The organism is Cnuibacter sp. UC19_7, from assembly GCF_042699995.1.
GTDB lineage: Bacteria > Actinomycetota > Actinomycetes > Actinomycetales > Microbacteriaceae > Cnuibacter.
In genome coordinates this window covers 3,088,869-3,104,789 of the sequence record NZ_CP170560.1, presented here as the reverse complement: position 1 = coordinate 3,104,789, position 15,921 = coordinate 3,088,869, and the positions used below count along the sequence as shown (strand labels likewise).

The following is a 15,921-nucleotide window of genomic DNA, read 5'->3' as shown; positions in this document are numbered from 1 at the left end:
GAGAACATGATCGAGACCAAGGGGAACGGAAGCAGATGACGATGACACCGGAGCAGGCGACCTGGTTCGCCGGCACGTTCGACCGCCTCGTGCAGAACGTGGGGCAGGCCGTGCTCGGCAAGCAGGAGGTGATCCGGCTCACGCTCATGGCGCTGATCGCCGAGGGGCACATCCTCCTCGAGGACGCACCGGGCACGGGCAAGACGAGCCTCGCCAAGGCCATCGCGGCGACCGTGCAGGGCACGCATCAGCGCATCCAGTTCACGCCCGACCTGCTGCCCTCCGACGTCACCGGCGTGACGATCTACGACCAGAAGGCCGGCGCGTTCGAGTTCCACCGCGGCCCGATCTTCGCCTCGATCGTCCTCGCCGACGAGATCAACCGCGCCTCCCCGAAGACGCAGTCGGCGCTCCTCGAGGTCATGGAGGAGTCGCGCATCACGGTCGACGGCGTGGTCCACGAGGTGGGCCGGCCGTTCCTCGTGATCGCGACCCAGAACCCCATCGAGCAGGCGGGCACCTACCGCCTCCCCGAGGCGCAGCTCGACCGCTTCCTCATCAAGACCTCGATCGGATACCCCGACATCGCGAGCGTCGAGCAGATCCTGGCCGGGTCCGCGATCCGCAACCCGTCGGCGACGCTCTCCGCGGCGATCACCACGCAGGCGGTCGCCGACATGGCCGACCTCGCCTCGACGGTGCACGTCGACAGCGCCGTCCTCCGCTACGCGGCGCAGCTCGCCGAGGAGACCCGCAACGCGCCGGAGGTGCGTCTGGGTGTCTCCGTCCGCGGTTCTATGGCGATCGTGCGCGCGGCCAAGGTCTGGGCCGCCGCCCAGGGCCGCCCGTTCGTGCTGCCGGACGACATCAAGGACCTCGCCGCGCCCGTGTGGCTGCACCGCTTCGTGCTCGACCCCGAGGCCGAGTTCTCGGGCACCACGTCCGCTCAGGTGCTGTCGCGCATCCTCGCCGACGTCGCCGCGCCGCAATCGAGGCAGCCGGTCGCATGACGTTCGTCCGCACCACACTCACCCGCGCAGGAGCGGGAGCCGCCCGGCTGAGACGCAGCCGGGCGGTGCAGTGGTGCGTCGACACGGCCCTCCCCCGGATCATCGCCGCCTGGCGGACGGTCTGGGGTGTCGTGGGCCCCATCCTGTCGATTCCGTCGGCGTTCGGCTGGGCGGTGCTCGTCACCGCCGTCGTGGCCCTGGTGCTGGGCGCCGTGTTCGGGTGGCTCGAGCTCACCACCATCGGGTTCGTGGGCCTGGTCGTCCTGCTCGTCGCGGTCGGGTTCGTGGTGGGACGGTCGTCGTTCCGCGTCGACCTCGACCTCGCCCTCACGCGCGTGGTCGTCGGCGAGCGCGCGGTCGGCCGCATCGCGGTGACCAACACCGGAACCCGCTCGACCCTGCCCGCCCGCATCGAGCTCCCGGTCGGATCGTCGTTCGCGTCGTTCCACCTGCCGCGGCTGGAGCCCAGCGCGCAGCACGACGACCTGTTCGGCATCCCGACCACCCGGCGCTCCATCATCACCGTCGGCCCGGTGCGCTCCGTGCGCGGCGACGCTCTCGGACTGCTCCGCCGCGAGGTGCGCTGGACCGACCCGCAGGAGCTGTTCGTGCATCCGCGCACCATCAGCATCGAGGGCTCGTCATCGGGCTTCCTCCGCGACCTCGAGGGCATCGCGTCGAAGGATCTCGCGAACGACGACGTGTCGTTCCATGCCCTCCGCGAGTACGTGCCCGGTGACGATCGCCGGTACATCCACTGGAAGACGTCGGCGCGCACCGGAACGCTCATGGTGCGCCAGTACGAGGAGACGCGGCGCTCGCACCTCGCGATCGCACTGTCGACCTCGGTCGCCGACTACCTCGACCCCGAGGAGTTCGAGCTCGCCGTGTCGACCTGCGGATCGCTCGGACTGCAGGCCCTCCGCGAGGAGCGTGACCTCACCGTGCTGGTGCCCGGACGCGCCCTGCACACCGAGACGGGGCGTCGTCTGCTCGACGACCTCTCCGGCATCGAGCTCGCATCCTCGCGGCAGTCGATCGTGCAGCTGGCGAAGGCGACGGGCAACGCCGTGCCGAACGCCTCGGTCGTCGTGCTCGTCTTCGGCGCCGATGTCACCGCGACCGAGCTGCAGACCGCGTCCGTGCATCTGCCCCTGGGTGTGCGCACCATCGCGGTGAGCTGCGTGCCCGGACAGACCGTGTCCCGACGCCAGATCGGCGATCTCGTGCTGCTGTCGATCGGCGAGCTGGCCGAGCTGCCGCCGGCACTCCGGAGGGTGAACGCGGCATGAGCGACCAGTCTCGTCGAGCGGCTCGCAGGGCCGCCGCATCCTCCGCCTCCGCCGCGCCGTCCCGGGCCGCCACCGCGGGCGGCGGGCGTCGCGCTGCGTCGAGCGCCCCGCGGCGCACCCCCGCAGCACGTCGCGCCGGATGGCCGCTCGCGATCGACTGCGCGGCGATGGTCACGCTGCTCGCCGTCGCCGCGATCGGCTTCGGACCGGCCTTCGGTGGGACCGGATGGATGCTCGCCGCAGGCGGCGGCATCCTGCTGGGCCTCGGCATCGCGCTGCTCTCCCTGGCGTTCCGCTGGAACGTGTTCTTCGTGGTGCTCGCCACGATCGTGACCTACTTCGTCTTCGGATCCGCCCTCGCCGTGCCCTCCCGCGCACTGCTCGGCGTGATCCCGACGGGCGAGAGCCTCCGCGACCTGGTGCTCGGCATCGTGTTCGCGTGGAAGGACGTGCTGACGCTGCAGGCGCCGGTCGGCGGGTTCCCGTCGACGCTCATCGTGCCGTTCCTGTCGAGCCTCCTCGCGTCGGTGATGGCGATCACGTTCGCGGTGCGCTTCCGACGGGCGGCGGCCTGGGCGCTGCTGCCCGCGACCGCCCTGCTCGTGACCGCCATCGTGTTCGGCACCAAGGAGACCGCCGCCCCGCTCGTGCAGGGCCTCGTCTTCGCGGGCGTCGCGCTCGGCTGGTGGGCCTGGCGTCGGTTCGAGAACCGCGCCGCGGCGGCCGCGGGCACCGCGGTGACCGACTCGACGAGGGACGCCTCGCGCCTGCGCTCCGTCCGCCTCGCGACCGGTGCCGGCCTCCTCGTCGCGGCCATGGGCATCGGGCTCACCGCCGCCGCCGTCACGCCGATGTCGACCCGCGACGTGCTGCGCGACCAGATCGTCCCGCCCCTCGACCTGCACGACTACGCCAGCCCCCTGGTCGGGTTCCGCAAGTACGTCCGCGACGACAAGGACGTCACGCTGTTCACCGTCAAGGGACTGCCGGACGGGGCGCGCGTCCGCCTCGCCACGCTCGACCAGTACGACGGCATCGTCTACAACGTCGCCGGCGACGGATCGAGCGGCTCGGGCACCTTCTCACGCATCAGCGACACCATCCCCACGTCGGGAGTGCAGGGCGAGAGCGCCTCGATCGACGTGACCGTCGGCGACTACTCCGGCGTCTGGATCCCGGACACGGGCTATCTCGACTCGTTCCAGTTCGACGGCCCCCGCGCCCAGGACCTCTCGGAGTCGCTGCACTACAACAGCGCGACGGGTGTGGCCCTCACGACGCTCGGCCTCCAGCAGGGCGACTCCTACTCCTTCGACACCGTCATCCCGGCGAAGCCGAACGACGAGCAGCTCGAGAGCAAGGGCATCGACCCGCTCTCGCTGCCGAGGTCGAACGGCGTGCCCGATGAGGTCACCGCCCTCGCCATCCAGTTCGCGGGCGAGGCGCAGTCGCCCATCGCCGAGGTGCGCAACATCGAGAGCTCGCTCAGCCAGGGCGGCTTCTTCAGCCACGGACTCGAGGGCGAGGCCACCTCCCGCGCCGGGCACAACGCCGAGCGGATCGCCTCGCTGGTGGGTGCGGACCAGATGATCGGCGACGACGAGCAGTACGCCGTGACGATGGCGCTGATGGTGCGCTCCCTGGGGATGCCGGCCCGCGTGGTGATGGGCTTCTACCCCAAGCAGTACTCCGGCGGCGACTCCGAGCAGGCCATCACGGGCGACGACGTGCACGCCTGGGTGGAGGTGCCGTTCCAGGGTGTCGGCTGGGTCGCCTTCGACCCCACGCCACCCGAGGACCAGGTGCCTCTCGAGGAGGCGCCGAAGCCGAAGTCCGACCCCAAGGCGCAGGTACTGCAGCCCCCGCCCCCGCCGCAGGAGCCCGCCGAGCTGCCGCCGGACATCCGTACCGACGACACCGATCAGGATCCGATCACCACGGTCGACTGGACGTGGGTGCTGTTCCTCGGCATCGGCGGTGGCATCCTGGTGCTCGCCCTGCTGCTGCTGGCCCCCGTCGTCCTGATCGGGATGCTCAAGGCCCGCCGCCGGAAGCAGCGGCGGTTCGCCCCCGGCGCCGCCGATCGCGTGAGCGGCGGCTGGGACGAGATCGTCGACCGGGCGGGTGACTTCGGCACACGCTCTCCGCGAGGCGTGACGCGCCGCGAGAACGCCACGGTGCTGGCGGCCGCGTATCCGACCGTGGGCATCGACTCGGCCGCGCGCTCCGCCGACTCGGCGGTGTTCGGGCCCGGTGATCCGACCCCCGAGCAGGTGGACGCGTTCTGGGCCGAAGTCGACTCGATCGTCGCGTCCATGGCAGGCTCGAAGTCGGCATGGCAGCGCCTCCGCGCACGGCTGTCGCTCCGCTCGTTCCAGGAACGGGCGGCGGAGCGACGGGCGCAGCGGGCGGCGCAGCGCAGCGCGGCGCGTGCCGCGGGTCGCGGCCGCGCCTCGGAAGGGGGATCGAGTTGAGCGACACGTCGACGGTGGCCTGCGTGCAGTGCGGCTCGGCGATGCCCCGGAGCGCCCCGTTCTGCCTGGTCTGCGGCACGCCCACGGCGTCGCGCACGCACGCGGCGGTCGTCGCCCCGCCCGCTCCCGACCTGAGCTGGCGCCCCGCGCCCGCTGAGCCGCCGATCCCCCGGTCGAGCGTGCGGCGCGCCGAGTACGGCTGGCGTGTGCTGGCGTGGTTCATGGACTACGCGATCACCGCCGTGATCGGTCTGGCGGTGACACTGCCCATCGCGTCGCTCGGCGCGATCCAGATGTCGCCCTCGGGCGCGATCCGCATCAGCATCGGGCCGCTCGGAACGATCCTCATCATACTGGGCTGGTCGCTGTATCCGCTGACGATGCTGTTCCTGCAGGCGTTCCGTGGGTTCTCGCTCGGGATGCTCGCCTGCGGGATCCGCGTCGTCGGCTGGGACACGCTGCGACGGCCAGGGCTCGGGCGGATCCTCATCCGCGACCTCGTCGTGTTCGCCGGTCGGCTCGTGTTCGGCATCGGCGAGCTCGTCGTGTACCTGTCGCCGCTGTGGGACTCCACCAGGCGGCTGCAGGGCTGGCACGACAAGGCGGCACGCACTTGGCTCATCGACGTGCGCCGCGGGCCGAACACGGCGAGCGCCGATCCGACGCGTCTCGTGGAGGACGAGTGGACGCCGCCCGGGGCCCCCGCCGCGAGCGACGCTCCCGCGCCGCACCCGCAGCCCGCCTACGCGCCCGCCACCGCCGCTTCGTCCGCGCCTGCCTCTTCGCCCGCGCCTGCTGCGGTGGAGCCCGAGCCCGCCTCGTTCGCGCCCTCCGCCGCTGCTGAGCCGCAGGCGCGGCCGCAGTCCGGGCCGCCGTCCTTCGCTCCGCCCGCAGGGCCTCAGCCCGCCTCCTTCGCAGCCCCGGCTCCCGCCGCGCCTCCCGCTCCCGCCGCGCCTCCCGCTCCCGCCGCGCCTCCCGCTCCCGCGGCCCCTCCTGCGCCGGCGGCCCCCGCTGCGCCAGCGCCTGTGGTCACCGGACCGGCCCGGATCGGCGACCCGCAGCCCACGACGCCCGTCCGGTTCGAATCGATCTCTTCGCCGCCGCGGCCCGCCGAGGAGGCGCACTCCGCGCCCCTGATCGACAGCATCCCGGGCTTCTCGGTACCCCGTCCCGCGGCCGAGGTGCCCCCCGCAGCCGCGGCGCCCGTCGCAGATGCCCCCGCCGCATCCGGTCCCGACCTCGAGAGCACGCGCCTGGCCGACTCCGCGCCCCTCGGCCGCGCCGCCGTGGTCGCATCGTTCACCCTCGACAGCGGCGAGGTGTTCCCGATCACCTCTGGCGGCGTGATCGGCCGCGACCCGGTGCCGACCGACGGCGCCCTGGCCATCCGGTTGCCCGGCGACGCCCTCTCGGTGTCGAAGACGCACCTCGAGTTCGGCATCGACGGCGGCACCGTGTGGGTGCTCGACCGCAACTCGACCAACGGCTCGTCGATCGTCGACCCGCGCGGGTTCGAGCGGGTGCTCGCCTCCGGCCGACGCGAGGTCGTCGGCGACGGCGACCGGGTGCGGATCGGCACACGGAGCTTCACGGTGCGCTCGGGACTGAGGTCGGCATGACCGGCGACCACCGCACCACCGTCGCGATCGAGACCCTCACCACGCGATCGGGATCCGCCACCCACACCGGCCTCCGCCGCCAGACCAACGAGGACTCGCTGCTCGACGCGTTCCCCGTCTTCCTGGTCGCCGACGGCATGGGCGGCCACGAGGCCGGCGAGGTCGCCAGCGCCCTCGCCGTCGAGGCGTTCGCCGCCATCACGGGCACCCGGTCGGCCAGCGTCGCGGATGTCCGCTCGGCGTTCACCCGGGCCGGGCGCGCCATCGCCAGCCTGAGGACCACGGGAACCCGTCGCGCGGGCACCACGGTGTCCGGGGCGGCCGTGGTCGAGAACGAGGGCGAGGCGTACTGGCTCGTCTTCAACCTCGGCGACTCGCGCACCTACCGGGTGCACGGCAACGACGTCGAGCAGATCAGCGTCGACCACTCGGTCGTGCAGGAGCTCGTCGACGAGGGCGAGATCGACGCGGCGGCCGCGGCATCGCATCCGGGCCGCAACGTCATCACCCGGGCGCTCGGCGCCGGCGGCGACCACCGGCCCGACTTCTGGCTGATGCCGATCGAGCCGGGCGACCGCATCCTCATCTGCAGCGACGGCGTCTCGGGCGAGCTCGACCCCGCCACCATCCGGCGCGTGCTGCTGGAGGAGGCGGAGCCGCAGGCCGCCGCCGTCCGGCTCGTGCACGAGGGGATGCTGCACGGCGGACGCGACAACCTCACCGCCGTGGTGGTCGACGTCGTCGACATCCGGCAGGGGGCCGAGCAGCCGACGCACGACGACGAGGACACGGTGCCCCGACCGCCGGTGACCGCAGGAGGACGAGCGTGACCGCACCCGAGATCCGCTACCGCCCCGGCACGATGCGCGCCGTCGTGTCGCCCCTCGGCGTCGCCGTGCTGCCCGGCACCATCGACGCCGTGCTGCTCGACCGCGTCTGGCACGACCTCGACTCGGGCCTCGGTCTCGCGGCCGTGCTCGAGTCGCTCACCGGAGCGTTCGGCACGAGCCTGCGCCTCATCCCGCCCTTCGCGGTGGTCGCCCTCGACGGCGCGGGCACGGATGTGCGCATCGCCGTGCGCGGTGACCTCACGATCGAGGCCGTGGAGTCGACGGGCACCGAACCCGTGACGGTGTCGGGCGCCGACGTGACGACGTGGAGCGAGCGCGTGCTGCGCGCCCCGCAGTCGCTCACCCTGCGCGCGGCGCAGGCCCCCGACACCCCGGAGGAGTTCAGCATCGCCTCGGGTGTCGTCCTGGCGAGCGCCCTCACCCTCTCGTTCGCCCCGGCCGCTCCCTCCGCATCCGCAGAGCCCGCCGAGCCCGCGGCATCCACTGCTCAGAATCTGCTGCCCTCTCCTGCCGCATCCGCAGAGCCCGCAGCATCCACTGCTCAGGAAGTGCACCTTCCCCGCGAGGATGGCGCTGAAAGTGGGCACTCGACACCCGAGGCGCACCCTGAGGAGACGATCAGCGCGCCCGAGGAGACCCTCGCGGCCACGCCCGAGGACGCGCCCGCGCCCTCCACTGCTCACGATGTGCAGCTTCCCCGCGAGGATGGTGCAGGAAGTGAGCACTCGACGGAGGTGGAGCTCGACGGGGAGGTGCCCGAGGCGACGGTGGGCGAGCTGCCCGACGACGCCTACGACCACCTCTGGGGCGCGACCGTCGTGAAGTCGGTCGAGACGGCGGCGGTGCGCGAGGTGGAGGAGGACGACGAGTCCCCCGAGCCCGCGGCGCAGCCCGTCGTGGCGCCGACCCCCGCGCCAGAACCGGTGGAGCCACCCCAGGCGCCGGCGCCCGAGCCCTCCGCCTGGACCGCGCCGCCGCCCACCGGCCTCATCGACAGCGTCCCGGGCTTCGGCAACCTCGGTACCCCTGCCCCCGCAGCACCGGCGGCCCCCGTAGCGGAGCAGCGCCGCCCCCTGGCGCCGCCGGCCTCGTACGCGGCCGACGCAGCCACGTCGACCCCGACATCCGACGCGACTCCCGCATCCGACGCGCCCACCACGGGCTCCGCCGACGACCACGACGGCCTCACCGTCACGGTCTCCGAGCTCGAGGCCATGCGCCGCCTCCACGCGGCGAGCGACGAGGGCGACGGCCCCGGCCACGGGCCCGCCACCACCGCGGAGGAGCCGGTCGCGCTCGGCCGCATCGTCCTCTCGACGGGCGAGAACCACGTGCTCGACCGGCCCGTCATCATCGGCCGGCGTCCGCGCGCCAACCGCGTGCAGGGCGATCGGATGCCGCTGCTCATCACGGTCGACAGCCCGGAGCAGGACATCTCCCGCAACCACCTCGAGGTCCGCCTCGAGGGGCGGCACGTGCTCGTCGCCGACATGCACACCACGAACGGCTCGGTGCTGCACCGCGAGGGCACCCCTCCGCTGCGTCTCAGCCCCGACGAGGCGGTGCTCGTGCTCACCGACGACCTCGTCGACCTCGGCGACGGCGTGACGGTGCGCTTCGAGGAGATCCCGTGAGCGCCCGGCGCCCGCCGTCCGCTCCGCCCGAGATCCCCGGATTCGAGTATCAGAGCCTGCTGGGCTCGGGTGGCTTCGCCGACGTGTTCCTCTACGACCAGCGGATGCCCCGTCGGCGTGTGGCCATCAAGGTGCTGCTCAAGGAGTCGCTGACCCAGGGCGCGCAGGAGAGCTTCGAGGCCGAGGCGAACCTGATGGCCCAGCTGTCGACGCATCCGTCGATCGTCACGATCTACCAGGCCGGGGTCGCCGACGACGGGCGCCCCTATCTGGCGATGGAGTACTGCCCCAAGCCGAACCTCGGCGCACGGTACCGCAAGGAGCGGATCAGCGTGGCCGAGGCGCTGCGCATCGGCGTGCAGGTGGCCGGTGCCGTGGAGACGTCGCACCGCGCCGGCATCCTGCACCGCGACATCAAGCCGGCGAACATCCTCGTCACCGAGTACAACCGGCCGGCGCTCACCGACTTCGGCATCTCGGTGGCGCTGGTCGGCGACCCCGAGCGTGAGTCGGTGGGCATGTCGATCCCGTGGTCGCCGCCCGAGGTGTTCGAGTCGTCACCGTCGAGCGGCGTGGCCGCCGACGTGTACTCGCTGGGCGCCACCGTGTACACGCTCCTCGCCGGGCGCTCTCCCTTCGAGGTGCCGAGCGGATCGAACACCGGTCTCGACCTGATCACCCGCATCCAGTCATCCCCGCTCGCGCGCATCGGCCGCCCCGACGTGCCCGAGTCGCTCGAGCAGGTGCTGGCCACCGCGATGGCCAAGCGGCCGGATGCGCGCTACGCGTCGGCCCTCGAGCTGGGTCGCGCGTTGCAGAAGATCCAGCTCGAGCTGAGCCTCTCGGTGACGCCGACCGACGTGCTCGACGAGTCGCTGCCGGCCGAGAGCGTCGAGGAGGAGGACGAGGGCAACACCCGCGTCCGCGGCATCGTCACGATCGATCCCACCGGCCCCGCGCCGACCGGCCCTGCGCGCACCGACACGAGCACGGGCACGCGGCCGGCGCCGCCCCGCTGGGGCGAGTCGCTGCGGCCCGATCCGGTGCACGACACCGTGGCCTCGACGATCGCGCGACCGGGCTCGGCGCCATCCCGTCCGGCGGGCGCCACGGCGCCTGCCGCGCCTCCAGGGTCGCCGGGCGCCGCGCCCGCCGCGGGCCGAGCGCCGTTCGCCGCGCCCTCCGGCGCGGCGCCGGCCGGCATGCCCGTCCCGGCGGCCGACCGCGCCGACGCCTTCGGCATCGAGCAGACCATCCACCGTCCGCCCCAGGCGCCCACCGACGACGAGGAGACCGGCCGCAGGCGCTCGCGGACCCCGATCATCGTCGGCGCAGCGCTCGTGGCCGCCGCGGTCCTCGTCACCGGCATCGTCTTCGCGGTGAACGCCGGCACGGGCAGCCCCTCCGCGGTGAAGACCGACCCGGGTGTCGCGCCGATCGACGTGCTGCCCGCGCAGAGCGTGAAGCCGCCGACCGACGTCAAGGGCGTGGCCACCGCCGACGGCATCGTCTTCACCTGGACCAACCCCGACCCGCAGCAGGGCGACCGGTACCAGTGGGGCGTCCTCACCCCGGGTGCGGAGACGACTCTGCAGCCCGCGGCGCAGCCCACGGTCACCGTGCCGCTGCCGGCCGACGGCGGGCGCGTCTGCATCGAGGTCGCGATCGTGCACACCGACGGGCGGGGCTCCGACCCGGTCACCGGATGTGCGCCGTGACCGACGCGAGCGCCCAAGACGAGGCGCGCCCCGGATCGACCGCGAGCGTCGAGTTCATCGGCGAGTGGCACCGCCTCGACCGGTCGAAGCCGTTCGAGATCGGTCGCGAGGCCGACCTCGACATCGACGACAACCAGTACCTGCACCGACGGTTCCTGTCGATCCAGTTCGTCGACGGGCTCTGGTGGCTGAGCAACGTCGGCTCCCGCCTGTCGGCGTCGGTGTCGGACCCGTCGGGCACCATGCAGGCATGGCTCGCTCCCGGTGCTCGGCTCCCCATCGTCTTCGCGCTGACCACCGTCGTGTTCACGGCCGGTCCGACCAGCTACGAGTTCACGATCCACACCGACGCCCCCGCCTTCGTCGACTCCGCTCCCCAGCGCAGCCCGAGCGGTGAGACCACGGTCGGCGCGGTGACGTTCACGCTGTCGCAGCGGCAGCTGATCCTGGCCCTCGCCGAGCCGATGCTCCGGCGCGAGGGCACGGCGACCAGCGAGATCCCGTCGTCGGCGAACGCCGCGAACCGGCTCGGCTGGGCGCTCAGCCGCTTCAACCGCAAGCTCGACAACGTGTGCGACAAGCTGAGCCGTGCCGGGGTCGACGGTCTTCGCGGGGGTGCGGGGGCGCTCGCCACCAACCGCCGCGCGAGGCTCGTCGAGTACGCCGTGCTGAGTCGGCTCGTCACGAAGGACGACCTGCCCCTCCTCGACCAGTCCGCCGACGAGGACTGACCACCGCCCACCCCAGCACCCGACGGAAGGCATCCCCCCGAGCCATGCGCATCAAGGCGACACTCACGCGACCCGGCGGCACCTCGACGAGCGTGCAGATCACCGCCGACGCCACCGCCACCGTGGCCGACGTCGCCGGTGCGCTCTACTCCGCCGATCCCGAGGGCCCGCAGACAGCCGCGCCCGCGGGCCTGACCCTGCGCATCCGCGGTCTCAGCGGTGAGCCGCGCACGCTCGACCCCACCTCGAACCTCCTCGATGCGGGCGTGCGGTCGGGCTCGTTCCTCGAGGTCGCGCGGCACAGCGAGGGCTTCTCCGCGAACGCGGCCGGGCCGGCCGCGGCGGTGCTGCGGGTGCTCGCGGGGCCAGACGAGGGGGCGGAGTTCCCGCTGCCCTTCGGATCGAGCATCGTCGGCCGCGAGCGCGGCGTCGACGTCCGGCTCGGCGACGGACTCGTCTCGAAGCGCCACGCGCGCATCAACATCGGCGAGCACGTCGAGATCATCGACCTCGGCAGCGCGAACGGCCTGCTGATGGGCGGCGAGCAGGTCTCGCGCACGACGCTCACCAGCGCTGACGTGGTGGTCCTCGGCGACACCGCCCTCCGCGTGGTGCCGCTGCAGCGGCTCGGCGGCAGCGCGCCCTCCACTCCGGTGATCGAGTTCAACCGGTCGCCGCGCGTCATCTCGCGCTACCCGGGCAAGCACTACCCGGCGCCCACCCCGCCGAAGAAGCCGCAGCCGCAGCCCTTCCCGGTGCTCGCGCTGATCGCGCCGCTCATCATGGGCGCCGTGCTGTTCGCCGTCACCCGGTCGCCGCTCAGCATCATCTTCGTGGCTCTCAGCCCGCTGCTCATGATCGGCACCTGGCTCGACCACGAGATCTCCAGCCGACGGCAGCTGCGCGACACGATCAAGCAGTTCAAGGCCTCGCTCGAGTCGTTCGTGGCGAAGATGCACGACCGGCAGCGCGTCGAGCGCGCGGTGCGCCTCACCGAGACGCCGTCGGTGGCCGAGAGCGTCGACGCCGCCGATCGACTCGGCACCCTGCTGTGGACCAACCGGCCCGAGAACCCGGGCTTCCTCACCCTGCGCCTGGGCGTGGGCACGGCCCCCAGCCGCGACGTCGTCGAGCTGCCTAACGAGAACGACGCCCTGCCCGAGTACTACACGCAGGTGGAGGAGGTCGCCGACCGCTTCTCGCGCATCGAGGGTGTGCCCGTGGTCGCCGACCTGCGCCGCGACGGCGCGCTCGGCATCGCCGGGCAGGGCGAGCTGCGGCACGGCGTGGCTCGCGGACTCGTGGCCCAGGTGGTGGCGATGCACTCCCCCGCCGAGGTGGTCATCTGCGCGCTCACCTCCCCCGCCAGCCGGTCGACGTGGGAGTGGCTGGAGTGGCTCCCCCACACCAGCTCGCCACATAGCCCGCTCTCGGGCGACCACCTCTCCGACAACCCCGGGTCGGGTGTGGCGCTGGTGTCGCGCATCGAGGCGCTCATCGAGTCGCGCACCCGCAACCGTGTGAAGCCACGCGGGCCCATCGACCTCGCCTCGGCGGAGGATCGCGAGATCCCGCATCCGATCGTGCCCTCGGTCGTGCTCATCATCGAGGACGACGCCCCACTCGACCGCGGCCGTCTCACGCGCATCGCCGAGCGCGGGGCCGACGCCAACGTGCACGTCATCTGGGCGGCGCCCTCGCTCTCCCAGCTGCCGGCCGCCTGCCGCAGCTTCGTCACCGTCGAGACCACCGACGCCGATGCCACCACCGGCCTGGTGCGTCTGGGCGAGTACACCTACCCGGTGGCGAGCGAATCGGTCTCCCCCGAGATCGCCCTGCGGCTCGGGCGCGAGCTGTCGCCGCTGGTCGACGTGGGTGCCCCCATCGACGACGAGTCCGACCTCCCCCGCCAGGTCTCGTACCTGGCGCTGACGGGAAAAGACCTGGCGGAGCATCCGGAGTCGGTGGTCGATCGCTGGCGCGAGAGCAACTCGATCGCGCTGCGCGACGGATCACCGCCGGTGCGCCGCAAGAAGGAGGGCTCGTTGCGCGCGCTCGTCGGGCACAGCGGCACCGAGCCGTTCTACCTCGACCTGCGGAGTCAGGGGCCGCACGCCCTGGTGGGCGGCACCACGGGCGCGGGCAAGTCCGAGTTCCTCCAGTCATGGGTGCTCGGCATGGCCGCGGCGCACAGCCCCGACCGCGCGACCTTCCTCTTCGTCGACTACAAGGGCGGCGCCGCGTTCGCCGACTGCGTCGGCCTGCCCCACACCGTCGGGCTCGTCACCGACCTCTCGCCCCACCTGGTGCGGCGTGCGCTGACCAGCCTGCGCGCCGAGCTGCGCTACCGGGAGCATCTCCTCAACCGCAAGAAGGCGAAGGACCTGGTGTCGCTCGAGAAGACCGGCGACCCCGACACCCCGCCGAGCCTGCTGATCATCGTCGACGAGTTCGCCGCGCTCGTTCAGGAGGTTCCGGAGTTCGTCGACGGCGTCGTCGACGTCGCGCAGCGCGGTCGGTCGCTGGGCCTCCACCTGGTGCTCGCCACGCAGCGCCCCGCCGGTGTCATCAAAGACAACCTGCGCGCCAACACCAACATGCGCATCGCACTGCGCATGGCGGATGCGGCCGACTCCGACGACATCCTCGGCTCGCCCATGGCCGCCTACTTCGACCAGTCGATCCCCGGCCGCGGCGCGGCCAAGACCGGCCCGGGCCGGATCGCCGGCTTCCAGACCGGGTACGCCGGCGGCTGGACCACCGACGCGCCCACCCAGGCGCGGATCGACATCGTCGAGCTCGACTTCGGCACCGGGGCCACCTGGGACATGCCCGAGATCGAGGTCGCCGACGTCACCGACCCCGGGCCGACCGACATCGCCCGGCTGGTGACGAGCATCCGGGGCGCCTCGAAGCTCGCGGCGATCCCCGAGCCGCGGAAGCCCTGGCTCGACGAGCTGGCGCCGGTGTACGACTTCTCGCTGCTGCCCAACCCGCGCACCGACGAGGCGCTCCTGCTCGGGGTCATCGACCTCCCCGAGAGCCAAAGCCAGCCCACCGTGTTCTACGAGCCCGACCGCGACGGCAACATGGCCATCTACGGCACGGGTGGTTCGGGCAAGAGCGCCACCCTGCGCACGATCGCGATCTCGGCCGCGGTCACGCCCCGCGGCGGCCCGGTGCACGTGTACGGTCTCGACTTCGGGTCATCGGGCCTGCGGATGCTCGAGGAGCTCCCGCATGTCGGCGCCATCATCGACGGCGATGACGAGGAGCGCGTGGTGCGCCTGCTCCGCATGCTCCGCGACCTCGTCGACGAGCGCTCCATCCGCTACTCCGAGATCCGCGCCGGGTCGATCGGCGAGTACCGCCGTCTGGCGGACGCCCCCGACGAGCCGCGCATCCTGGTGCTCGTCGACGGCATCGGCACGTTCCGCGACAGTTACGAGTTCGGCGGCAACTCCACCTGGTTCACCGCCTTCTCGCAGATCGCCACCGACGGCCGCGGCGTGGGCGTGCACGTGGTGGTCACGGGCGACCGGCCCAACTCGGTGCCTCAGTCGCTCGGCTCGACCATCCAGAAGCGGCTCGTGCTCCGCCTGGCGAACGAGGACGACTACGCCATCCTCGGCGCCCCCAAGGACACGCTGTCCGCCGTCTCTCCCCCCGGCCGGGGCATCATCGACGAGCACGAGGTGCAGGTCGCGATGCTGGGGGCCGACTCGAACGTCGCTCTGCAGGCGCGCGAGATCGCGAGGCTGGCTGAGGCGATGCGGCGTCAGCACATCGCACCCGCCGCGCCCGTGCTGCGGCTGCGCGACACGATCCCCCTCGACGATCTCCCCGCGTCGGCCGACGGCCGCCCGGTGATCGGCGTCCGCGACGACGACCTCTCGGCGATGGGCATCGCTCCGCGCGGCCCGTTCCTGGTGGGCGGATCGTCGGGCTCGGGCCGCACCCAGGCGCTCGCCACGATCGCGAAGGCGTTGAAGCGCACCTCGCCGGCGATCCGTCTCGTTCACGTCTCGGCGCGGCAGACCTCGCTGTCACAGCTCCCGCTCTGGGCGCTGTCGGTCAGCGACAAGGATCAGCTGGAGCGGTTCGCCGACGACGTCGACTCGCAGCTCGAGTCGGGGAGCCTGAGGTCGGATCAGTTCGCCCTGGTGGTCGAGGGCATCGGCGACCTCGACGGGTCGCCGCTCGAGTCGACGCTCGACCGGCTCGTCAAGCGCTGCCTGCGCGACGACGTCTTCGTCGTCGGCGAGGGCGAGACCTCGACCTGGTCGTCGGCGTGGACGCTCGCGGGCCCGTTCAAGAACGGCAAGCGCGGTCTGCTGCTCGTGCCGGGCGACATCGACGGCGACTCGCTGCTGGGCACGTCGCTCCCCCGGTTCAAGCGGGCCGACCTCCCGCCCGGTCGCGGGTTCCTCATCCAGCAGGGTCGTGCGGTGAAGCTCCAGGTCGCGCTGTCATGAATCCGCTTCTGACCAGCGGTTTCGCGAACGTGCAGGCGATGGGGAGGGCATGGGGAGTTCTCCCCATCGCGCAATCCGCCCACCCCCAATAGCTTGTTCTTACGAGGAAGACACCTC

The 15,921-nt window shown here is 72.5% G+C and carries 9 protein-coding genes; all 9 read left to right on the top strand.

Going from position 1 to position 15,921, the window contains the following annotated elements; genetic code table 11:
- The first annotated feature begins 35 nt into the window (after nucleotides 1–35).
- From ACFJGV_RS14765 to ACFJGV_RS14725, 9 genes are read left to right on the top strand one after another with little or no spacing between them, the layout of a single operon-like run.
- Nucleotides 36–1,010, top strand: coding sequence for an AAA family ATPase (locus ACFJGV_RS14765; protein ID WP_378144740.1), 975 nt, complete (start codon nucleotides 36–38; stop codon nucleotides 1,008–1,010).
- Complete coding sequence (locus ACFJGV_RS14760) at nucleotides 1,007–2,302, top strand: DUF58 domain-containing protein (RefSeq protein WP_378144739.1); 1,296 nt, start codon at nucleotides 1,007–1,009, stop codon at nucleotides 2,300–2,302. Before ACFJGV_RS14765 ends, ACFJGV_RS14760 begins: the two co-directional genes overlap by 4 nt.
- Complete coding sequence (locus ACFJGV_RS14755) at nucleotides 2,299–4,776, top strand: transglutaminaseTgpA domain-containing protein (protein ID WP_378144738.1); 2,478 nt, start codon at nucleotides 2,299–2,301, stop codon at nucleotides 4,774–4,776. The genes ACFJGV_RS14760 and ACFJGV_RS14755 overlap by 4 nt, the downstream gene beginning before the upstream one ends.
- Nucleotides 4,773–6,395 carry an RDD family protein gene (locus tag ACFJGV_RS14750; protein WP_378144737.1) on the top strand — a complete coding sequence of 541 codons (1,623 nt, stop codon included), beginning with the start codon at nucleotides 4,773–4,775 and terminating at the stop codon, nucleotides 6,393–6,395. The genes ACFJGV_RS14755 and ACFJGV_RS14750 overlap by 4 nt, the downstream gene beginning before the upstream one ends.
- Nucleotides 6,392–7,225, top strand: coding sequence for a PP2C family protein-serine/threonine phosphatase (locus ACFJGV_RS14745; RefSeq protein WP_378144736.1), 834 nt, complete (start codon nucleotides 6,392–6,394; stop codon nucleotides 7,223–7,225). Before ACFJGV_RS14750 ends, ACFJGV_RS14745 begins: the two co-directional genes overlap by 4 nt.
- The gene (locus ACFJGV_RS14740; RefSeq protein WP_378144735.1) at nucleotides 7,222–8,880 is read left to right on the top strand and encodes a hypothetical protein; all 1,659 of its coding nucleotides are present in this window, start codon (nucleotides 7,222–7,224) and stop codon (nucleotides 8,878–8,880) included. The genes ACFJGV_RS14745 and ACFJGV_RS14740 overlap by 4 nt, the downstream gene beginning before the upstream one ends.
- A complete protein-coding gene (locus tag ACFJGV_RS14735; protein ID WP_378144734.1) occupies nucleotides 8,877–10,598 on the top strand; it encodes a protein kinase in 1,722 nt (573 codons plus the stop codon). The genes ACFJGV_RS14740 and ACFJGV_RS14735 overlap by 4 nt, the downstream gene beginning before the upstream one ends.
- Entirely contained in the window at nucleotides 10,595–11,329 is a 735-nt protein-coding gene (locus tag ACFJGV_RS14730; protein WP_378144733.1) for a hypothetical protein, read from the top strand. The genes ACFJGV_RS14735 and ACFJGV_RS14730 overlap by 4 nt, the downstream gene beginning before the upstream one ends.
- 44 nt (nucleotides 11,330–11,373) lie before the next feature.
- Nucleotides 11,374–15,804, top strand: coding sequence for an FtsK/SpoIIIE domain-containing protein (locus tag ACFJGV_RS14725; protein WP_378144732.1), 4,431 nt, complete (start codon nucleotides 11,374–11,376; stop codon nucleotides 15,802–15,804).
- Nucleotides 15,805–15,921 lie beyond the last annotated feature (117 nt).

Coding starts and splice junctions, on each gene's coding strand:
- ACFJGV_RS14725 (WP_378144732.1), top strand. CDS start 11,374: ATGCGCATCAAGGCGACACTCACGCGACCCGGCGGCACCTCGACGAGC.
- ACFJGV_RS14765 (WP_378144740.1), top strand. CDS start 36: ATGACGATGACACCGGAGCAGGCGACCTGGTTCGCCGGCACGTTCGAC.
- ACFJGV_RS14745 (WP_378144736.1), top strand. CDS start 6,392: ATGACCGGCGACCACCGCACCACCGTCGCGATCGAGACCCTCACCACG.
- ACFJGV_RS14760 (WP_378144739.1), top strand. CDS start 1,007: ATGACGTTCGTCCGCACCACACTCACCCGCGCAGGAGCGGGAGCCGCC.
- ACFJGV_RS14755 (WP_378144738.1), top strand. CDS start 2,299: ATGAGCGACCAGTCTCGTCGAGCGGCTCGCAGGGCCGCCGCATCCTCC.